Below are 20,566 nucleotides of genomic sequence, written 5' to 3'. Positions count from 1 at the left end.
AAAAAAAAATAATTAAACAAATAATGCAAGCTATTGAATAAGGTTAAACATCAATCGCAGGAATTGCTATGAAAGAGCACATCGAACCGGAAGTGGATGAACATTCACTTGTCACACTGCAAAAAATAACGGCAGATAATTTTTCTGAAATTTGCCTGCTCAGCCATACACTGAGTGAAGCGCAACGCAGCATGGTGGCAGATAATGCCTACTCCATTGTTGAAGCTCAGTTTTCAGACTGTGCGTGGTATCGCGGCATTTATGCTGATGATGTCCCTGTGGGTTTTATTATGTTGCATTCAGGGTTAGACGATGATGAGCTTGAATATGATGGAATTATGCTATGGCGTTTTATGATAGCTGAACCTTATCAAAAACTTGGATTTGGTCGTGAAGCCTTAATCCAAGTGATCCGCTATTTAAAAAAGAAAGGCTATCCACGACTTTATAATAGTTGTGGTGAAGGTGAAGAAAGCCCATTTGAATTCTATAAGAAACTTGGCTTTATCCCGACGGGGGATTATGTCGATGATGAGTGTGAATTAGTGCTTGATTTAACTAGCTGGCAGGAAGAGTTGTCATAAGCGAATGCGCGATGAATAACCTAACTCAGAATACTTATAATCTCAGTGTGAGGGAGTCAAAAACTGAAGTCAGCAGTGCGAGGTCTCAATAATTCGCGTTGCAGCAAGGCCGCCTACCCGTGGTAACCCTAGTCACACCTATAAATAGATGGCTAGGGTCACAAAGCAACCTACAACGCTGCAACTTGAAGTATGGCTATTTTTGGATTAAATAGCGAATAGTCGGTCCATCCTGTTGTATGTCCAGCACGGTATAACCATAATTTTTCGCATCTAAAGGAATATTATTGATGGATTGTGGGCAATCGCTGACCACTTCCAATATTTCCCCTTTTTTTAGCGATGGCATGGCTTCTAACGTCGCGACAGCTGGGTAGGGACAAGGTTCTCCCACCATATCTAATCGATAATCTGGAATGATTTCTTTATGGCTCATACAACCTCCGCTGATGCTGCAACCTGTTTTTGCCCGCGCTTACGGAAAAAGTACTTTTCCCACACCAGCATTAAGATAAACGCTATTGCTAATAATAAATAAGTCACCGCTAACCCACCTTGTGGGCCGAAGGTTTCCAATAGGTTCACTTTATCAAAGTCGGTTGCCAACCAAGGGCCTAAATCATCCCAATAGTAGGCAAGGATCGTGGCTCCGATTATGTTGCCAAAACCGACCCACCAATAGTGAACTTGTCCTTCAACGGCACGATACATCCATCCCGTTTCACACCCTCCTGCTAGCACGATACCGAATCCAAATAATAACCCACCGATGACGGCGTTAGGTCCTGCCCATAAAATTTTTGGCGTTGCACCTAATTGTACATAGCTAAAAATACCTATTGCACTTACGGCCATACCTATAATGATCGCCTTTGCCATATGGGTTCTTCCAGTGATCCATAAATCACGAAAAGCGGAAGTAAAACAAATTTGAGCTCGTTCAATCAGCAAACCAAAACCGATACCGCATAAGATAGCAATGCCTAATACAGGAGAATCCCATAAGGTATAGAAGCCCCATGCGATCGCTAAGGAAAAGATTATCATGCCTAACTTAAAGCGTTTTTTGGCAACATCTGCTCGCTGAGTGAGTGGTGAAGCAGCCGATACTTTTTTCAGATTAATTGGGATCCTAAACATTGGCATTAAAGTGAATTTCGCACCAAAGTAAGATCCTGCCGCCGTTGCAATGGCAAAATACCATGCATGCAGCGAGAACTGGGGAATGCCTGTAAAGAATGCGGCTAAATTACATCCCATTGCTAAACGTGCCCCAAAACCAGCAATGATGCCACCAATAATCGCTTGAAAAATACGAATACGATGTTGTGGCATACGTAATTTAACGTTATTTGCCCATAATGCTGCTGCAAAACAACCAGCAAACATCCCGATAATCATAACGCCATCGATTCTCTCTAATGGGCTACCCGATAAACCGATCACTTTAAAATATCCCCAGTTTTCAGGTTCGGCCCCAAATAACTGTAGAATATGTCCACCCCAACGGGTAAATTCACCTGTGACGGCCCAAAATGTTCCTGTTAATCCAAAGTAGTATGTCGATAAGATACCCGCAGCAATAACTGCCGGTAGAGGTTTCCAAAAACGGATGAGATAGTGAGATTTAAACTCAGACCAAGTCATTTTAACTTCCAAATCATTCGCGCCAGTACCTGGCAGAGAATTCCGCTGTTGTATTGTATGCACACTATCCCTTAAAGCTACGCCAGCAGCAGTAAGAAAATAACGCCTCGTCCCCACAGCAGATATGGATCACATCATACTCCGATAATTGAATTCGTGAAGTGATATGTTACAAATAATTTGCACTACTTATAGGCCTGCACGCGTTCGATTTTTGCGACTTGAAACCGCTTTTCAACAAGTGACATACCGCTTCATGGACACGCCGATGCCATCGCCTTCAGTGAGTCATCAATATAGCAGACAACAGATTAATAATAGCTACCCTGTTGTTTTATATGTGTATTTTAAGAAAAAAAAAGCGTTATCAGAGATAACGCAGGAATGTGTAGTCTTATTTTATCTATAATAGAGGAGTATAATATGAAATTGCCGTGTTACCGGCGTTGCATGCTATGCGTAGTCTGAAGTCAGCCCATTTGACCTCAGTAATAACATTTATCTACTTAAAAAAACGATTCATTGATAAGTCAAAAAATAGTGCTATATAAATCATTTTTATAAACTCAAGATATCAATCTTATTTTATTTTTCCCTAGTTTGGCGAATAGAAATAAAAAAATTGAATCATGAAAAGTGTTTAAAAGTATTTCTAAATGTTATTGAAGGCATTATAACCCAACATAATTGTTGCGCAAGTGTTTTTTTCATTTAACTTAAATTTTGTGGGAGTCATATTTTTTATACTTAAATCAATAGGTTATATAAATCAATTTCAAAATAAAAAAATAAATATATATTTTTAAAAATAATTTACATAATTATCCATTTCTTGAAAATGTTACAAAGCTAATTATTCAATTAACTCTTCTTATATAGATAATAGTTTTAAATTTAATTGTTAGATTTATTTATCCATATATCATCATGTGCACAAATATTAATCTAATTTATTTTATTACTTATTCTACTTGATAACACTTGTCATGGATAAATATAGTGAATATCAAAAACAATAAGAGTAGATTTTTTTTAGTCATAAAAAACATAAGGTTACAATATTGCCATAAAGACTAATAATCAGCCAATAATAAAAACTTAAGTGTTATCACTTAAATTTAAACAAAGCTAAATAACCTCATAATAAAGATATAGTTTATTTTTAATAATCACTTAGTGAAAAATCGAACCAAAAAATGAGATTTAATACACAAAAAAAGACACTCATCTCAATATTTAACTTGTTATAAAGCTGGAGTATTAATTCAAAAAACTAATCGTTACTCGCAATACGTTATGCGTGTTAACAGAAAAAATAGCTTAGTTTTTTGCTCCTCTATCACTCCCAAATCGCTCTACCTTGCCAATACTCGTCAAATAATGATAAGAACTGGCTAACTTTGGGAGGCAGATAGCGCTTTGTGGGGTATAACGCACAAATAGGGGATTCAGGTTTGCAAAATTCGTTTAGAGCAGGAAGCAAACGCCCTTTTTTAATCTCCTCACTGGCAAGAAAAGCCCCTAGTTGGCAAATACCCTGTCCCTCAATCCAGGCAGATAAAATGGCCTCAGTATCATTTAAAACCAAACGCCCTTTAGGCATATATGATTGTAAATTTGAATTAATTTTAAATTGCCATGGAACGTTATATCCCTTATGTCGAAAAATTAGTCAGTTATGGTATTTAGTGGTTGTAAGTCCTCTGGCATACCATGTTCTTGTATGTAATGAGGTTTAGCACAAGTTATCAGACGATGCGGAGCGAGTACTTTTCTAACTAAACGATTGTCATCATTAAAATCGATATCGACCTCCACTTCTGCCCATCGTTCTAAATAACATCGCACTATTGGCATCATAAAACGTTTTCCGAATGCAACAGGTACTGTCGACCTTAGTAACCCTTTTGGTCGCTGCTGCCCTTGACCCAATATATTTGCAATTTCGTATAATATTTTAAGTCTGGAGGAGCAACAGTGATCATATGGGGTGTTGCTTATGGTGGTGTTTCCGCCACCTTAATGACATGGATGATAGTGCATAGTTTCACCCTATCGAAATTACAGGTTCCTTATACATTTCATTTTTTAATGCGGGTATTGCACTAGGTTCTGCTTTAGGCGGTGTCGTTGTTCTATTAAATAGCTTAGATACAAATCTTATTGTTTCTGCATTGTTATTCGTCAGCGTCCTTTTGATATTACTAACTCACATCGTCAAAAAGGCCATTAACTAAAAATATTATCCTGATTTAAAAGATGACTACGATAGAGTTTACCTTTAATTCTTGATAATCTTTACTCATTATTATGGCTAGTATTTTCAGTGAAATTACGGCATAAGCAGTACAAAATTCACAAAATTGGAAATAAAATGATAACAAACGCTGAAACAGTACTTTTTTATGATTCATTTGGCATTCCCAAAAACCCTGCTGTCGTACTAATTCCTGGTTTAGGGGGGCATAATATTAGCTGGACGGATGACTTTTGCCAGCAAGTTGCCGATGCGGGTTTTTATATCTTGCGTATTGATAATCGAGATGCCGGTTTATCCCCCCATTTGGATAACTTTCCCTCTATTAATCTCGGCGCACTCATTGAAAAAATGCAAAATAAGGAACAATTTGCTATTCCTTATACTTTGCTAGATATGGCTGAGGATATTGTCCAATTACTCAATAAGTTATCTATTAATAAAGCGCATATTATTGGACGCTCAATGGGAGGAATGATCGCGCAACTGGTTGCAGCTAAATACCCTGAACGTACATTATCCCTCTGCGCAATTATGTCATCAACAGGTAACCCAGAACTCCCACAAAGTGAGCCTGATGTCATGCAGATGCTCATTAGCCCAAGTGCCAACCCTCAAGAAAATTTAGACGCTTATTTATCTGGGCAACTGGCATTTTTCCAGCGGGTCAGTTCCTCGATCTGCCCATTCGATGAAAACTATTACCGTGACTATTTGCTACAGGCTCTGAAACGCAACTATTCACCTGAAGGCACTAAACGCCAAATTGTCGCAGTTGCTGTAACTGGCGATCTGCGACCTTATATTCAGCACATTGACACACCAACTTTAGTTATTCATGGCTCTATTGATCCGCTATTTCCGTTAGCTGCTGGCCAAGATATTGCTAATAATATTGCTAATGCAAAACTAGTCATTATTGAGGGTATGGGTCATGAAACGCCCCCTCTACTCAATCCAAAAATTGCGGATCTCATTATTGCTCATTTACATGAGGCAACGAATTAACTATCCAGTGTATAAATAAGGCTCTAACAGAGCCTTATTACCATTCCTCCTTCACCTTATTTCTTATACGGTAGGTAAATAGGGTTGGTAGTTGCTAAGATAAAAAGCGGTGGGTGAGTATCGTGATGTTGGATAAGGACTCGTTGTGAGCTTTAAGCTTAACCGTCATGTGATAGCTGATATGATAAAAACATCATACTGATAGCGCTGCCAGCGGGTTAATAACCCTGTCAGATGCAAGCAGCACGTCAAAAATGACCATTACGCATAATGAAAATCAGTTTATGGTGTTCGCTTGATAGCACAAAGCGGGAAAATCACGTTTTCCCGCTTTGTTAGCAATCTCAGTTCATTGCATTTTGAAGGATGCCTACTCATTGATTATTTAGGAGATGCGGCTTCCATCCCAACTAAACCAATTTTCAGATACCCTGACTGACGTAATGCATTCATCACATCCATCATCGTTTCATAATCAACACTTTTATCCGCTTGGAAGAAGATCGTGGTTTCTTTATTCGCATTCGTTGCGATATCAAGTGATGATGCTAACTGCTCTTTGCTAACAGCTTGGTCACCAATAAATAGTTGGCTATCCGCTTTTACCGTGAGGAATACCGGTTTCTCTGGGCGCGGTTGCGGTTTCGCTGTCGAAGCAGGCAAGTCAACTTTGATATCTACTGTTGCTAGTGGTGCAGCAACCATGAAGATAATCAGCAGGACTAACATAACATCAATAAATGGTGTTACGTTAATCTCGTGCATTTCACCACTATCGTCTTGTTCGTCACCTAAACGCATTGCCATAATCGTTACCTTGCTTTGCTATTTGCCAGATCCAGATCGCGGCCTAAGAGTAGAGCAGCTTGGGCAGCTACATCACCAACTTGGCCACGGTAGTTATTAATCATTCTGGCGAAAATGTTATAAATAACAACCGCTGGAATTGCGGCGATCAAACCGATTGCTGTCGCTAATAGTGCTTCTGCAATCCCTGGAGCAACAACAGCGAGGTTAGTAGTTTGTGAGTGAGCGATACCAATGAAGCTGTTCATGATCCCCCAAACAGTACCAAACAGTCCAACAAAGGGTGAGATGGCCCCTATTGTTGCTAAATAACCATTCCCGCGTCCCATATGGCGGCTAACCGCCGCAATAGAACGCTCAAGGCGGAACCCTGTGCGCTCCTTAATTCCAGCGAGATCCGTGCTTTGAGCTGACAATGTTCTTTCTAGAACCGCTTGCTTAAGCAGGAAAAGTGTTACGCTGTTCGACTTAAAGTCTTTAGCAACACTCATTGCTTCATCTAAAGATTTCACTTCTCTTAACTGTTTTACTTCAGCTTTTAAACGACGACGTGCCGCCAGCAGTTCTATTCCTTTGGAAAAGAATAACGCCCATGTGATAACTGACGCTAATACCAAACCAATCATAACGGTTTTCACAACATTATCGGCGTTTTGGTACATTCCCCAAACTGATAAGTCTTTATCAAAACCACCTTGGTTATCCGTAGTAATTTCAACACTTTCACTCACGGTCGGTGTTGTTGTATTTTCTGCCGTAGCTGGATTTTGTGTTTCCGGTGCATTATTTGCTGGCGTTGAAGACGATGGATTCGTTGTCGCAGGCGCCGCAGCGGCTGGTGTCGTTTGGGCAGACGTTGGGGTTGTTGCTGGTGTGGTTTCAGCACTTGCTGTTCCCATCAGGCCTATCGCCAATAGAATAGAAGCTGTTAGTTTACGCATCAGTTGGCCTTATACTCTCTTTTTCTGTGTTCTATTAATAAATTCGTGCCGATGATTTCACGCTCACCGACTAACCTATAAAAGCGAAATTCACTCGCCCAATTGTTCTCTTTTTTCAAAAGACGGTGCAGATAATATCAAACACAGCGCGAATTGATAGTAATTATCATTACTATTCAATATTTTTTTCGTATTCTTTGTCCTTTCACAAAAAAGCCCTTAATAAGAACAAGACTATTACGCACTGACATGAAAAAAAATCCGATTCAGTCTTTACGCTTGTACATCTTCAACAAAATCATTTAAGTTCAATGAATCTTTTTAGTTTCCTATCGCTCAGTACAAGTTAAAGGACTCAATATGGCAAAGATTAGACCTGAAACACAACTCGTGCATCTAGGCAGAAATCCGACTTATACGCAAAAAGGGGTTAACCCTATTATTCAGCGTACTTCCTCCGTCATCTTCAATACACTTGAAGAAAAGCAGCACGCGACGCGCAATAGGGCAAAATCGGTGCTTTTCTATGGTCGTCGAGGCACACAAACTCACTTTGCCTTCCAAGAAGCTATGACTGAGCTAGAATGTGGTGCAGGTGCCGTGTTGTATCCTTCTGGTGCCGCGGCGATCAACAATGCGATCTTATCCTTTATCTCCTCAGGCGATCACATACTAGTGACGGGTTCTGCTTATGATCCAACACAAAACTTTTGTGATAAGATACTCACTAAATTCAATGTTGATACAGACTATTTCGACCCTATGATCGGGGCGAATATCGCTGAACTCATTCGCCCTAATACACGCATTGTTTTTCTCGAAGCGCCAAGCTCTATTACGATGGAAATCCATGATCTTCCCGCTATCGTGAACGCAGTTCGCCAGAAATCATCGGATATTATTATTATGATTGATAATACTTGGGCTGCTGGCGTATTACTGAAACCGCTTTTGTTAGGCATCGATATCTCAATACAATCCGCCACTAAATACATCAATGGCCATTCTGATGGCATGTTAGGTGTTGCGGTTGCCAATGAACGCTGTATCGATACCTTACGTGAAAACTCCTATTTACTCGGGCAAACTGCTGACCCTGATACGGTGTATATGGCGGGTCGGGGCTTACATACATTAGCCACTCGGCTAAAACAACATGAGGCAAATGGTCTCGCTATCGCTCAGTGGCTAGAACAACAGCCAGAAGTTGATCGTGTTTTCCATCCTGCTCTGCCTTCTTGTCCTGGACACACCTTTTTTGTACGTGATTTTAATGGCAGTAATGGCTTATTCTCTTTTCAATTAAAATCACGTTTATCTCAAGAACAGTTCGAGAGCTTTTTGAATCATCTTAACCATTTTAAGATGGGTTATTCGTGGGGTGGCTATGAATCACTGATTCTCGGATATCAAAAAGAAGATTTACTCGGTATGCGCCAATATGATGTCAATTTCAATGAAGGAACATTGTTCCGTATTCATGTTGGCCTTGAGCATCCTCAAGATTTAATTGAAGACCTAAAAAAAGCGTTTGAACGTAGCCTATAACTATTTTTCACACTTTCATGATGCTTATTTCTACATGAAAGTGTGCATATTCAACGCGGTTATTTATCCACTAATCTGCTTAATTTAGTAAACAAATCAAACTGGCTACGTTTTTTTCCTGTAATATAGAAAAGAATTCGCTTTTTCGCAGATAGACAGGAACTATTATGGAAGTACTACGCGAAATCGTACTGGCACTCTGGCATCACGATTTCCTTAAACTCTCCAATCCAGAAGTACTTTGGGTTATTTATACCGTTCTCTTCGTTGTCATTGTATTAGAAAATGGGGTACTCCCTGCCGCTTTTTTACCCGGTGACACCCTGTTAATTCTTTCGGGCGCCCTCATCGCAAAGGGTGTACTGCACTTTATTCCAACTGTTTTACTGCTCACAACAGCGGCAAGCCTCGGTTGCTGGCTCGGTTTTCTTCAAGGGCGATGGTTGAGTGAAACAAACGTTGTCAAACGTTGGTTATCGCAAATCCCTCAAGAATATCACCATAAAGCCAACCATATGTTTCATAAACAAGGGCTTTATGCTTTGCTGATTGGCCGATTTTTAGCTTTCGTGCGCACATTATTACCTGTATTAGCAGGGTTATCTGAGTTAAGCCATCGACGTTTTCAACTCTTTAATTGGCTAAGTGGATTGCTCTGGGTTGGTATTATTGTGACATTAGGCTATGTACTGAATCAGATCCCTTTTGTGAAACAACATGAGCAGATCGTTCTCAGTGCCCTCATGATCCTCCCTGTGCTTTTGTTGGTTGGCGGGCTCATAGGGTCAATTATGATGTATTGGAAACATCGTAAGGCCCTGAATAATAAGTCCGAATAATCAAAAAAACCGCCTCATCATGAGGCGGTAAATAATAAGAGGGTTATGCTTGAGTAAAAGAACGGGTTAAAGCCTCAAATAGGTACTGACCAATTTCAGGAGTCATCCAAGTTCCCTGTGAAATAACCGGATTTTCTCGATAGATTTGACGAATTTTCTCCTGTAGTTCAGGATCTCCTCCCGTAAATTGGTTAAACATCGTTAGCCATGTTTGTGCCAATGCCTGTACTTCTGGCGATTCTGGCGATATTCCTGCGTGTTTCGCAGTATATAGTCCAGCGATCAGCTCAGGCCATACTTTTCCTGATTCGAAATAATGTTCTTCCACAAAAGCAAATTGTGATGCTGTCAGATAAGGTTTAAAAATAGCCAACTGATGCTCACTAAAGCCTTTCGCGACATAGTCAATCATCTCTTCAGTAATACCGGATGACGCTGCAAATTCATTATCGGATAAATGAATTTTATTCAATCTTGCAAAAAACTCAGGGTTACCCCCAGTATCACGTTCTAGGGCAACCATCCACTCTGCTGATATTTGGCGTACTTGTTCAGAATCAACGGCAACACCTTCTTGCATAAGGCTTTTAACGGTTGCTACACGTTGCTGCCACGCTTGATTTTTTAGCGTCTGATCCGTATACAGAGGCATTTGTTCTAACTCTTTCGGTGTAAAATATTTGTCGTACATAGACATCATCTCCAAAATAGAAAACCAATCAGCCTGAGTGAGCACATTACCTGTCCGCATTTGTAATTGCAGTTGCTCTAGTCGATAGCGTAACTTCTCTGCCTGTTTTATTTGTTCAGAAAGAGAGCAAATACGCTCCTGAAGCATTTGCGCCATATCCCCACTCTGGCCATCTAAGATCTCACCGATGTCTTTAAGTTTAACGCCCACCTGTCTTAACATTTGAATTTGCGTCAAACGTTCGAGACACTGTACGTTATAGAGTCGATAACCCGCATCGGTTCTCGCAGTTGGAACTAATAATCCTATTTCTTCATAATGATGAAGCGTGCGAATGGTTAGCCCAGTTTTTTGTGCAATTTCACCCACTTGAAATAGCATATCAATTCTCCTGTGATGGATGTGCAGGTTAGTGCCTCACGTAACGTGAGAGTCAATCTTTTTTGAAAATAATTTTATCTGTTGGTGTATTTGGGATTCTCTTTATCTTCACAAACGCACTGATTATAATTTCTGCCAAATGACCCACATTGAATAATAATGGTGAAATTAATGAGCCTGAAAGCAATATTGATAGGATTGCTTTTACTACCTTCTACGCTGGTATTCGCAAATACTCTAGAGACGGGAGAACCAAGCACGCCAGGGTATGAGAAAGCAGAAGAAGCGAAAGCTTGCATTGACCAATACGCTTTTACGATCGCAAGTCACTACAATCAACCTGCCAACCAAATCGCCGAGGCCGCACTGGGCTATTGTGATAATAAAATAGAATCATTTCGCCAATATAACCGAGAAATGAGTGTCGCTAATATCCCACAAAATGACCTACGAGAGTTATCGCTACGAGGCGCTGCGCTCTATGCCGCTGACCAACAATTCCATGATCTCAAGCTTTCATGGATAAAAGATATTGAATACAAAATATTAAAGCACAGAAACGCGACACAATAACGTTATACCAACAACAAAAAAGCCCTGTCACTTCAAGTACAGGGCTTTAAACTAAGTTGATTCGTCTTATTTAATCAACGCGTGCATTTCCTGAACTGAGATAACTTTCTCTGTAGGGTCAGCACTTAACGACATGGTTGTTGCAAAACCACCGTTTAACGTTGTGTCATAATGCACTTTATATTGTAATGCGCTACGACGGATTAATTTAGAATCTTCAATCGCTTGTCGGCCAGCCGTGGTGTTAACAATATAATCATATTCGCCATTTTTGATACGGTCTTGAATATGTGGGCGGCCTTCATGTACTTTATTTACCAAGCGCGGATTAATGCCCGCTTCCCCTAATACAATCGCTGTACCGTGAGTTGCATCGAGCTCAAAACCATGCTTCAGCAATTTAGCGGCTAAATCCACCACGCGAGTTTTGTCACCTTCACGAACGGATAACAATGCGCGACCTGATTTTTTCATCGTTGAGTTACTGCCTAACATCGCTTTAGCAAAGGCTTCCGCAAATGTACGACCAACCCCCATGACTTCACCCGTTGAACGCATCTCTGGCCCTAAAATAGGATCCACGCCTTGGAATTTATTGAAAGGTAAAACCACTTCTTTCACTGAATAGTAAGGAGGAATAATCTCTTTAGTCACACCTTGCTCTGTGAGTGATTGTCCAACCATGACACGAGCAGCCACTTTTGCCAAAGGAACGCCCGTCGCTTTAGATACAAACGGTACGGTTCGAGCAGCACGAGGGTTAACTTCTATTAGATAGACTTCGTTATTTTTGACTGCAAACTGTACGTTCATCAAACCACGAACACGCAATTCAAAGGCTAGGCTGCGTACTTGCTCACGCATCACATCTTGAATTTCTTGACTTAACGTATAAGCAGGTAGTGAACATGCTGAATCACCAGAGTGAACACCCGCTTGTTCGATATGCTCCATGATGCCGCCAATCAAAACGGTTTCGCCATCACAAATTGCATCGACATCGACTTCGACCGCATCATCAAGGAAACGGTCAAGTAACACAGGTGCATCGTTAGAAACGCTAACCGCCGTTTGGAAGTAACGACGTAAATCCGATTCATCATAAACAATTTCCATTGCACGACCACCGAGGACATAAGATGGGCGTACCACCAGCGGATAACCGATACCTGCTGCTTTTTCAATTGCTTGTTCGATCGTCACAACGGTCGCATTTTGCGGCTGTTTCAGATTCAAACGGTTAACGGCTTGCTGGAAACGTTCACGGTCTTCTGCTCGGTCAATCGCGTCTGGACTTGTTCCAATTACAGGGACACCAGCCGCTTCTAACGCACGAGCCAGTTTGAGTGGCGTTTGTCCACCATACTGAACAATCACCCCTTTAGGCTGTTCAATACGGACAATTTCCAGCACATCTTCTAATGTGACAGGCTCAAAATACAAGCGGTCTGACGTATCGTAGTCCGTTGAAACAGTTTCCGGATTACAGTTAACCATAATGGTTTCATAGCCATCTTCACGCAGTGCTAATGAGGCATGAACACAGCAGTAATCGAACTCAATCCCTTGACCAATCCTATTTGGACCGCCCCCCAGCACCATCACTTTTGGCTTATCTGTGTTCGGGTTCGATTCACACTCATCTTCATACGTGGAGTACATATAAGCCGTGTCCGTCGCAAACTCAGCCGCACAGGTATCAACACGCTTATAAACAGGATGTAGGCCATAACCTTGGCGTAATTTGCGTAATTCCGCTTCAGAGACACCAACCAGTTTCGCTAGTCGAGCATCCGCAAAACCTTTACGTTTAAGCACACGTAAAAAGTCTTTATTCAGCCCATTCACGCCTTGTTCGGTGACTTGTTCTTCTAAGCGAACCAACTCTTCGATTTGGACTAAGAACCAGCGGTCGATATTGGTTAAATTAAAGATCCCATCAACAGAAAGACCTGCACGGAAGGCATCTGCAATATACCAAATACGCTCAGCGCCAGCGTCTTTCAGTTCGCGACGAATACGTGTTAACGCTTCTGGGTCATCTTGACTGACTTTGGGATCAAAGCCCGTCGCACCGACTTCAAGGCCACGTAATGCTTTTTGCATAGACTCTTGGAATGTGCGTCCAATTGCCATGACCTCACCGACTGATTTCATCTGCGTTGTCAGACGGTCATTGGTACCCGCAAATTTTTCAAAATTAAAGCGAGGTATTTTTGTCACAACATAGTCAATAGAAGGTTCGAATGATGCCGGTGTACGGCCACCAGTAATATCATTCATGAGTTCATCGAGAGTATAGCCAACCGCAAGTTTGGCTGCGATTTTTGCGATAGGAAAACCTGTCGCCTTAGAAGCCAATGCAGAAGAACGTGACACACGAGGGTTCATTTCAATAACAATCAAGCGACCATTTTTGGGATTGACAGAGAACTGAACGTTAGATCCCCCTGTTTCAACACCAATTTCACGCAACACTGCCATCGATGCATCACGCATGATTTGGTATTCTTTATCCGTTAGCGTCTGTGCTGGTGCAACGGTAATTGAGTCACCGGTATGGATCCCCATTGCATCAAAGTTTTCAATCGAACAAACAATAATGCAGTTATCATTTTTATCACGTACAACTTCCATTTCGTACTCTTTCCAGCCAATCAGCGATTCATCAATGAGTAGCTCATTGGTTGGTGAGAGATCAAGACCACGCGTACAGATTTCTTCGAATTCTTCACGGTTGTAGGCAATCCCTCCACCGGTTCCCCCCATCGTAAATGAAGGACGAATAATACAAGGGAATCCGACATCTTCAGCCACTGCATAGGCTTCTTCCATATTGTGTGCGATACCTGAACGCGCCGTCTCTAAGCCAATTTTTTTCATTGCCTTATCAAAACGTTGGCGATCTTCCGCCTTATCAATCGCGTCCGCGGTTGCACCAATCATTGTCACACCGAACTCTTCTAATACACCTTTGCGCTCAAGCTCAAGTGCACAGTTAAGCGCCGTTTGCCCGCCCATAGTAGGCAAGACAGCATCAGGGCGTTCCTTTTCGATGATCTTACGCACAACTTCCCAATGAATCGGCTCAATATAGGTTGCATCGGCCATTTCAGGGTCAGTCATGATGGTGGCAGGGTTTGAGTTGACTAAAATCACGCGATAGCCTTCTTCGCGTAGTGCTTTACACGCTTGTGCACCTGAATAGTCAAATTCACATGCTTGGCCGATAACAATCGGGCCAGCCCCTAGAATCAGAATACTTTTTATATCTGTACGTTTTGGCATTTTTCTGCTCCCGATTATTTTGCGTTATGACGAGGTTGGTTCTGGCGATATTCATGAATCAATTCAATGAAGTGATCGAACAATTTAGCCGCATCATGAGGACCAGAACTTGCTTCAGGGTGCCCTTGGAAGCTGAAAGCAGGCTTATCTGTACGATGAATACCTTGCAGAGTGCCATCAAACAATGACTTGTGTGTCACGCGTAATGTATCGGGTAATGTTGACTCATCAACGGCAAAACCGTGGTTTTGCGCCGTGATCATCACGACATTCTGATCTAAATCTTTAACAGGATGGTTAGCACCGTGATGACCAAACTTCATTTTCATGGTGCTTGCACCGCTCGCAAGCGCCAGTAACTGATGTCCTAAGCAGATACCGAAAACAGGTATTTCTGTGTTTAAGAAATCTTGAATCGCTTTGATAGCATAATCACAAGGCGCAGGGTCACCAGGTCCATTTGATAAGAAAATACCATCTGGATCCATCGCTAATACAACGTCCGCTGGAGTTGTTGCTGGCACGACAGTCAATCGACAACCGCGGTCAACTAGCATACGTAAAATATTACGCTTAGCCCCGAAATCATAGGCAACAACATGCAATGGCAGCTCATCTTCACTTTTTGCACTGAGTTGCCCGTCTTTTAACGTCCAAGAGCCTTGAGTCCAGCTGTAAGCCTCTTTGGTACAGACTTCTTTTGCTAAATCTAAACCGTTTAAACCCGAAAATGCGCGAGCTTTTTCTAATGCCAGTGCCGCATCAGGGTTATCCCCCGCGATAATACAGCCGTTTTGAGCACCTTTCTCTCTGAGTAAACGTGTCAGTTTACGCGTATCAATATCGGCAATCGCAACGACATTATGACGTTTCAGGTATTCTGATAGGCCTTCCTGACCGCGAAAGTTACTGTAAACCAATGGCAGATCACGAATTATCAAACCTTGTGCATGAACTTCTGGGGATTCTTCGTCATCGGCATTAGTGCCGACATTACCAATATGGGGATAGGTGAGAGTAACAATTTGGCGGGAATAGGAAGGGTCGGTAATTATTTCTTGATATCCGGTCATTGACGTATTGAAAACGACTTCTCCAACAGCGGCCCCTTCAGCACCAATGGCGCGCCCGTGGAATTCGGTTCCGTCTTCGAGAACCAGTATAGCTGACTTAATCAAAACACCCTCCAGGGAATAATAAATCACAATTAGTGCATATTAATTCAGATTTGAGGATCTAAATCAATGCCAAAATGCGTTTTTAAGCAAATTTTTGGCAAATTGCGCGCATTCTAATGATGAGATGGAGTCTTGTCTAGAAAAAAACACATTTTTTTCATTTTTTTCTTACTTTTTTGCTTATCAGCCTGATTTTTACTGGAATGAGCATTAAAACCAGCAGCCATAATAACAACGTAAACGGTTGCAAACTAAATTAACTGAATAAGTTATGGTAATACTGAAAGAAAGATAATAAAAGTTTATTTTTTAAACAAAAGACAGAAACTTAGGTAGGAAAACAGAGATAAACACAACAAATAAGACAAAATAGAATCATAGATTGCAAATCATAACACATATAACAATAACACCATGATTTGCAATCAATATATAGCGATATAAAACTACAAATCTTCCAAGTTAAGCACATCTTTCATGTTATATAACCCTGATTTTTGAGACACTACCCATCCAGAAGCTCTAATTGCCCCATTAGCAAAAGTCATTCGACTGGATGCCTTGTGAGTAATCTCCACACGCTCGCCAATATCAGCAAACATTGCAGTATGTTCTCCAACAATATCTCCCGCACGCACGGTCGCAAAACCAATTGTTCCTGCTTCACGTTCACCTGTATAGCCTTCTCGGGTATACACAGCACAATCCTTAAGGTCTTTACCCAGTGCGGTAGCGATCGATTCCCCCATTGCGAGTGCAGTCCCTGAAGGAGCATCAACTTTGTGTCGATGATGCGCTTCTATAATTTCAATATCGGTGTAATCTCCCATCACTTTCGCCGCTTTTTCTAGCAATTTCAGCACTAAGTTAACCCCAACACTAAAGTTTGCGGCAAAAACAATAGGGATAGATTTAGCGGCATCTGCTATCGCTTGTTTACCCTGTTCATCAAACCCCGTAGTCCCTATTACCATGGCTTTTTGATGTGTGCGACAAAATGCCAAATAACACAATGTTCCTTCAGGGCGAGTGAAATCAATCACAACATCAAAATCATTGACCACTTTATCCAAGCTATCAACAACAGAGATACCCAATTTACCCACTCCCGCGAGTTCACCCGCATCGGTTCCAATCAAAGATGAACCTTCTCGCTCAATTGCAGCACCTAACTGTATCCCTTCTTGATTCTGTGCAGCTTGAATCAGCTGGCGTCCCATACGCCCACCTGCACCAACAATTGCAACTCGTACCGTCGAATGCGTCATTTCATATCCTTTTTAGCCGTTTCGCTGTGATTGTATGGCTCGATAAGCCATCGCATCTTCTCACAGCATGGTCATTTGAAAAATCATTGTGACATAGCTTAACGAGCCTCTTGATACTGTGCTAGTTCTAATCATGAATTATTAACAAAAGCGTATAACAACGAGAAATTATCAGAAAAAGTTGTCACTCCTGTTTCGGCAAGACATGCTAAAAATGTGAGCTAGATAGAAAAATGGTTGTGCATCTTGTCATAACAGGATTAAGCTTATTAGGTATTACCATTGTTTAGGGATTATTATGGTTTCCACACATATTGGCTTTCCCACAGAAACCGTTACGGTCTTTGTGATATTAGCCATCGCAGCGATTGCGATCGATTTATTCATGCACCGTTCCGACCGCCCCATTACACTCAAAAATGCCATTTTCTGGTCCCTTTTTTGGATTCTGATTGCGATGGCTTTTGCAGCATTCTTATATTTTCATCATGGCTCAGAAACCGCTAGTTTATTTATTACCGGCTACGTACTAGAAAAAGTCCTTTCTATAGATAACTTATTTTTAATGATGGCTATCTTTTCATGGTTCTCGGTACCAGATCATTATCGACATCGCATTTTGTACTGGGGAGTTATCGGGGCAATGGTCTTTCGAGGTATTTTTGTCGCCATCGGTACAGGACTTCTCAGCTTAGGGCCTTATGTTGAAATGATTTTTGCACTCGTTGTTGCATGGTCAGCTGTAATGATGCTAAAAAATCAAAAAGTGGAAGAGAAGATCGAAGATTACTCCCAACATCTTGCCTATCGTTTGGTTAAACGCTTTTTTCCTTTATGGCCTAAAATTCAAGGGCATGCTTTTTTACTCACCCAAAAAGAGGTCGATACTGAGCTCAGTAAACCTGAAAATAAAGACATCATGATAGGGAGAAACAGTAAAGCAACCTATTACGCGACTCCACTACTGTTGTGTGTCGCGATTATTGAATTATCGGATGTCATGTTTGCCTTTGATTCTGTGCCTGCAATTATTGCAGTCAGCCGTGAGCCATTAATTGTTTACAGCGCGATGATGTTTGCCATACTCGGTCTACGTACACTCTATTTTGTGCTTGAAGCACTAAAACAATATTTGGTCTATCTCGAAAAAGCCGTTGTCATACTGCTGTTTTTTATCGCAATTAAACTGGGCTTAAATGCAACAGATCACTTGTGGCAGCATGGCTATAGCATTTCAACAAACATGAGCTTATGGGTTGTGCTTGGTGTGTTAGCGTTAGGCGTGATGGCCAGTGTGCTATTGCCAAAGAAGAAGAAACTCTAGTGTAATCACTTTGAAGCAAAATTATCAGCCTGTTGAAAATGACTTCTCAATAGGCTGGTAAGTAGTGCCATTAATCTTTCGCGACTACCTGTCGGTGCTTGTAGTGATAATGCTTTTTATGGAAATGACGCCAATGCGCATCTTGAGCGGCTTGCAATAATTCAAAATCCCCACGAGTATCCCCCCAAGCGCGTAAATGATACTGGGTTAAATCACCATACACTTGTTCTAAGCGTTTAACTTTTTGTTCTCGACGACAGTTTTGTCCAACAAGGTTACCGGTTAATTTCCCATCGACAATTTCAAGTTCGGTACTAATCAGTTTTATTCCCAGTCTTCTGGCAAAAGGTTTAAGCACCAAAGAAGGGGAGGCAGAACAAATCGTCACCTCAGCACCGCTCTCTACTTCAGCGGCAACACCTAACACCCCTTCAGGGCGCATTAGTTTAGGCCAATAAATTTCACAAAATTGCTCTGCTTTTTCTCTCAGCCATTTTTCATCAACCCCAGTCAGAAAGGTTTTAATTAGCACTTCTTTTAATTCATCACGGGTAAGCTTTCTTCTCGCGCATTGCAGAGTCGGTAAAACTAATTTAATAATCTTGCGAGAAAAACGGTATTTGCCAAAAACAAACTTCAAAAATGGGATAAAACTATCGTGGTACGTTAATGTGCCATCAAAATCAAAAACAGAGAGTACATTAACTGAATGGTCGGTATTATTAGACACGACTGAAGACTCCAAAACGATGCCTTCCTCTGAGCTGCTTTCAATCAGCAGATCAGAGGTATTATTAGTCGCTAAGATCACTCGCCTTAGCTAATTTGTTTGACTTCAACACGTAGCTCTTTAGGCACTTCAAACACGATGTTTTCTTCACGGCCTTGTAGTTCCACTACCTCATTCGCACCAAGTTCTTGAAGCTTATCGATAACCTGACGAACTAGAATATCCGGCGCCGAAGCTCCCGCTGTTAAACCGATAATATTTTTATCAGATAGCCACTCAGTTTTAATATCTTCTGCGCCATCAATTAGATAAGCCGGCTTTTTCATCCGAGAGGCTAACTCTGCCAAGCGGTTTGAGTTCGATGAGTTTTTCGAGCCAACAACCAGCACAATGTCAGCACGTTCGGCAAGTTCACGGGCGGCTTCTTGTCGGTTAGTTGTCGCATAGCAAATATCATCTTTACGTGGTCCAACAATACTTGGAAAACGTTGTGTTAAAGCATCGATAACATCTGAGGTATCATCAACAGAAAGCGTTGTTTGCGTCATAAAACACAAGTTGTTTTCATCTTTCACTTGTAGTTTCCAAACATCTTCTGGGCACTCAACAAGGTACATTCCACCTTCAGGGTTGTTATACTGCCCCATGGTACCTTCAACTTCAGGATGACCTGCATGACCAATCAAGATGGCTTCTTTGCCTTTTCGGCTCGCACGCGCTACTTCCATATGCACTTTCGTGACCAATGGGCAGGTAGCATCAAATAGCATCGTTAAATCACGTGAACGTGCTTCTTGGCGGATCGCTTGTGAAACACCGTGAGCGGAAAAAATAAGGATAGAACCATCGGGTACTTCAGAGATCTCTTCAATAAAAATAGCACCGCGCTGACGTAGATCATCCACCACATAACGGTTATGAACCACTTCATGACGTACATAAATAGGGGCACCATAAAGCTCAAGTGCTCTTTCTACAATACTGATTGCGCGGTCTACCCCTGCACAAAAGCCACGAGGGTTAGCCATTAATATTTGCATTTTGACTCTCCAATTGCGGGTCAATTTCAAGTACTTCAATATCAAAAGTGATTTCTTGCTCTGCTAACGGGTGATTAAAATCAATAGTGACTGACTCACCTTCTATTGATTTTACTACCCCTGGCATTTCACTGCCATTCATTGCAGAAAAAAGCATAATAGTCCCTATCTCAGGTATCCCTGTTTCAGTGAAATCACGTAATGAAAAGTATTGAATTAAATCAGGATTATGCTTACCGAATACGGTATCTCCTGGCAAAGAAAAACTTTTCTTCTCACCGACATTTAGCCCCAATAGCTGCGCTTCTAATTCAGGAGAAAGCGAGCCATTACCTAAACTAAATAATGCAGGTTTCCCCTGACTAAGTGAAGAATCCGCCGTTGAACCATCTTCTAATTTCAAGGTGAAATGCAGTAATACGGCACTGTGCGGTTGTACCTGAGTAGACATAAATCGAACCT

The 20,566-nt window shown here is 41.4% G+C and carries 19 protein-coding genes; 6 read left to right on the top strand and 13 right to left on the bottom strand.

What is annotated here, in order from left to right; translation table 11 throughout:
- Nucleotides 1-68: 68 nt before the first annotated feature.
- Nucleotides 69-584, top strand: coding sequence for a GNAT family N-acetyltransferase (locus P2E05_RS03560; protein ID WP_276123007.1), 516 nt, complete (start codon nt 69-71; stop codon nt 582-584).
- Between the two features lie 196 nt (nt 585-780).
- Here the strand turns inward: P2E05_RS03560 and yedF are convergent, their stop codons facing one another.
- From yedF to P2E05_RS03545, 4 genes are all read right to left on the bottom strand, one after another.
- Nucleotides 781-1,020, bottom strand: coding sequence for a sulfurtransferase-like selenium metabolism protein YedF (yedF, locus tag P2E05_RS03555; protein ID WP_004926886.1), 240 nt, complete (start codon nt 1,018-1,020; stop codon nt 781-783).
- Entirely contained in the window at nt 1,017-2,231 is a 1,215-nt protein-coding gene (gene yedE / locus P2E05_RS03550) for a selenium metabolism membrane protein YedE/FdhT (RefSeq protein WP_154622318.1), read from the bottom strand. Before yedE ends, yedF begins: the two co-directional genes overlap by 4 nt.
- A gap of 1,339 nt (nt 2,232-3,570) precedes the next feature.
- On the bottom strand, nt 3,571-3,858 hold the full coding sequence (locus P2E05_RS21905) for a LysR substrate-binding domain-containing protein (RefSeq protein WP_420794208.1): 288 nt from the start codon (nt 3,856-3,858) through the stop codon (nt 3,571-3,573).
- A gap of 41 nt (nt 3,859-3,899) precedes the next feature.
- Nucleotides 3,900-4,091 (bottom strand): hypothetical protein, encoded by a 192-nt coding sequence (locus tag P2E05_RS03545; protein WP_163860696.1) that lies wholly within the window; start codon nt 4,089-4,091, stop codon nt 3,900-3,902.
- A 514-nt stretch (nt 4,092-4,605) separates the two neighbouring features.
- Here P2E05_RS03545 and P2E05_RS03540 point away from each other — a divergent pair.
- Nucleotides 4,606-5,496: an alpha/beta fold hydrolase gene (locus tag P2E05_RS03540; protein ID WP_163860695.1), complete on the top strand. Its 891-nt coding sequence runs from the start codon at nt 4,606-4,608 to the stop codon at nt 5,494-5,496.
- A gap of 381 nt (nt 5,497-5,877) precedes the next feature.
- On the opposite strand, the gene exbD is transcribed toward P2E05_RS03540, so the two are convergent.
- Both exbD and exbB read right to left on the bottom strand, forming a co-directional pair.
- Nucleotides 5,878-6,303 carry a TonB system transport protein ExbD gene (gene exbD / locus P2E05_RS03535; protein WP_154622415.1) on the bottom strand — a complete coding sequence of 142 codons (426 nt, stop codon included), beginning with the start codon at nt 6,301-6,303 and terminating at the stop codon, nt 5,878-5,880.
- A 5-nt stretch (nt 6,304-6,308) separates the two neighbouring features.
- A complete protein-coding gene (gene exbB / locus P2E05_RS03530) occupies nt 6,309-7,244 on the bottom strand; it encodes a tonB-system energizer ExbB (protein ID WP_154622416.1) in 936 nt (311 codons plus the stop codon).
- Nucleotides 7,245-7,604: 360 nt separating this feature from the next.
- Between exbB and metC the strand changes: the two genes are divergently transcribed.
- Together metC and P2E05_RS03520 are read left to right on the top strand one after the other, a co-directional pair.
- On the top strand, nt 7,605-8,792 hold the full coding sequence (metC, locus tag P2E05_RS03525; RefSeq protein ID WP_249999855.1) for a cystathionine beta-lyase: 1,188 nt from the start codon (nt 7,605-7,607) through the stop codon (nt 8,790-8,792).
- Nucleotides 8,793-8,959: 167 nt separating this feature from the next.
- On the top strand, nt 8,960-9,631 hold the full coding sequence (locus P2E05_RS03520) for a DedA family protein (protein WP_154622418.1): 672 nt from the start codon (nt 8,960-8,962) through the stop codon (nt 9,629-9,631).
- Nucleotides 9,632-9,674: 43 nt separating this feature from the next.
- On the opposite strand, the gene P2E05_RS03515 is transcribed toward P2E05_RS03520, so the two are convergent.
- Entirely contained in the window at nt 9,675-10,703 is a 1,029-nt protein-coding gene (locus P2E05_RS03515) for a MerR family transcriptional regulator (RefSeq protein WP_272657665.1), read from the bottom strand.
- 171 nt (nt 10,704-10,874) lie between these two features.
- On the opposite strand from P2E05_RS03515, the gene P2E05_RS03510 reads away from it, so the two are divergent.
- Nucleotides 10,875-11,276 (top strand): hypothetical protein, encoded by a 402-nt coding sequence (locus P2E05_RS03510; protein ID WP_154622420.1) that lies wholly within the window; start codon nt 10,875-10,877, stop codon nt 11,274-11,276.
- Nucleotides 11,277-11,342: 66 nt separating this feature from the next.
- Here the strand turns inward: P2E05_RS03510 and carB are convergent, their stop codons facing one another.
- The 3 genes from carB to dapB form a co-directional block, all read right to left on the bottom strand.
- Nucleotides 11,343-14,564, bottom strand: coding sequence for a carbamoyl-phosphate synthase large subunit (carB, locus tag P2E05_RS03505; protein ID WP_154622421.1), 3,222 nt, complete (start codon nt 14,562-14,564; stop codon nt 11,343-11,345).
- Nucleotides 14,565-14,578: 14 nt separating this feature from the next.
- On the bottom strand, nt 14,579-15,742 hold the full coding sequence (gene carA / locus P2E05_RS03500; RefSeq protein WP_154622422.1) for a glutamine-hydrolyzing carbamoyl-phosphate synthase small subunit: 1,164 nt from the start codon (nt 15,740-15,742) through the stop codon (nt 14,579-14,581).
- 446 nt (nt 15,743-16,188) lie between these two features.
- Nucleotides 16,189-17,010: a 4-hydroxy-tetrahydrodipicolinate reductase gene (gene dapB / locus P2E05_RS03495; RefSeq protein WP_154622423.1), complete on the bottom strand. Its 822-nt coding sequence runs from the start codon at nt 17,008-17,010 to the stop codon at nt 16,189-16,191.
- A gap of 298 nt (nt 17,011-17,308) precedes the next feature.
- On the opposite strand from dapB, the gene P2E05_RS03490 reads away from it, so the two are divergent.
- Nucleotides 17,309-18,334: a TerC/Alx family metal homeostasis membrane protein gene (locus P2E05_RS03490; RefSeq protein WP_163860691.1), complete on the top strand. Its 1,026-nt coding sequence runs from the start codon at nt 17,309-17,311 to the stop codon at nt 18,332-18,334.
- Nucleotides 18,335-18,404: 70 nt separating this feature from the next.
- Here P2E05_RS03490 and P2E05_RS03485 read toward each other — a convergent pair whose 3' ends face one another.
- From P2E05_RS03485 to fkpB, 3 genes are all read right to left on the bottom strand, one after another.
- A complete protein-coding gene (locus P2E05_RS03485) occupies nt 18,405-19,064 on the bottom strand; it encodes an HAD family hydrolase (protein WP_247046870.1) in 660 nt (219 codons plus the stop codon).
- A gap of 86 nt (nt 19,065-19,150) precedes the next feature.
- Entirely contained in the window at nt 19,151-20,104 is a 954-nt protein-coding gene (gene ispH, locus P2E05_RS03480; protein ID WP_154622425.1) for a 4-hydroxy-3-methylbut-2-enyl diphosphate reductase, read from the bottom strand.
- Nucleotides 20,085-20,555, bottom strand: coding sequence for an FKBP-type peptidyl-prolyl cis-trans isomerase (gene fkpB, locus P2E05_RS03475; RefSeq protein ID WP_154622426.1), 471 nt, complete (start codon nt 20,553-20,555; stop codon nt 20,085-20,087). The genes ispH and fkpB overlap by 20 nt, the downstream gene beginning before the upstream one ends.
- Nucleotides 20,556-20,566 lie beyond the last annotated feature (11 nt).

Origin of the sequence: Providencia stuartii, from assembly GCF_029277985.1 — a bacterium.
Taxonomy (GTDB): domain Bacteria; phylum Pseudomonadota; class Gammaproteobacteria; order Enterobacterales; family Enterobacteriaceae; genus Providencia; species Providencia zhejiangensis.
Note: the sequence above shows the minus strand (reverse complement) of the source record. Positions and strands in the feature narration are given on the sequence as shown.